Origin of the sequence: Piscirickettsia salmonis LF-89 = ATCC VR-1361 (genome assembly GCF_000297215.2) — a bacterium.
GTDB lineage: Bacteria > Pseudomonadota > Gammaproteobacteria > Piscirickettsiales > Piscirickettsiaceae > Piscirickettsia > Piscirickettsia salmonis.
This window is the reverse complement of record NZ_AMFF02000095.1, coordinates 1-902: the sequence shown is the minus strand read 5'-3', so window position 1 is coordinate 902 and position 902 is coordinate 1. Positions and strand designations below refer to the sequence as shown.

The 902-nt window shown below is 38.8% G+C and carries 1 protein-coding gene; it reads left to right on the top strand.

Annotated features, from left to right (window positions below):
- Nucleotides 1-563: 563 nt before the first annotated feature.
- On the top strand, nt 564-761 hold the full coding sequence (locus C200_RS09740; RefSeq protein WP_016212579.1) for a hypothetical protein: 198 nt from the start codon (nt 564-566) through the stop codon (nt 759-761).
- The last annotated feature ends 141 nt before the right edge of the window (nt 762-902 follow it).

Below are 902 nucleotides of genomic sequence, written 5' to 3'. Positions count from 1 at the left end.
TACCTCGGTAGGTATTTTGCACATCCAATGATGCAAAATCGCCGAGCAAAACGCGACGACTATAAACCCTCGGCTGTCCGCGTCACACAGCGTTACACAGCGTTACGTGCCTTGAAGCGGCACACTCCACTACTGTGCTCTCACATGACTCTACGGTTCGTATAGATTTTTAGACACTCGTTACGCTTGCTACAGACCTAACGGTCTTTCGCAACTCCGCTCTGCTAAAAACCCGAACCTACCTCGGCCTACTCACCCCGTGCTTAGCACTCCATGGCTCGCAGCGAATGTGGTCATTATCAATCATGTAATTTCTTAAAAAAAGTTAATTCAAAGAGTTTGAGTACCATCACTCTACCGCTGTGAATCATATGAGAGTACAGTATTCAAGGCACGTAACACTGTATAACAAGGACAACCTAAGGTTTACAGTCGTTGCGTTTTGTGAGGCAATTTGAATCATTGGATATGTAAAATACCTACCGAAGTAGTGATGCTTACGTTCTTAGGATAATTATGCTAGAGTAATACTTATGATAGAAAGTAAGAAGGATAACTAAGTTATGTTTTCAAAAACTAAAGTACCTTTAATTATTTCCATTGGCTCTGTTTTAGTTTATTTCACAATTTTAATATTTCAGGTTTATAGTCCACCCTCTTTTGCAAAAAGTTATAATAAAAACCCTGTCGGCTGTGAAAAACTTGGCAAACAAGCCGAAGAGTTATGTGTCGAAAGAATTAATACAATGGAAGAAGTATAAATTTTAAGCATAAAAAACCAGCTTGATGGTGCTGGCTTCTTCAAAAGGATGTAAAAATCCTATGATAGAAATTTATACGCTTTTTTTAACGAAAAGTAAACCTTTTGAAGAAAATAATTTACCACCGCTGCGAGCCATGGA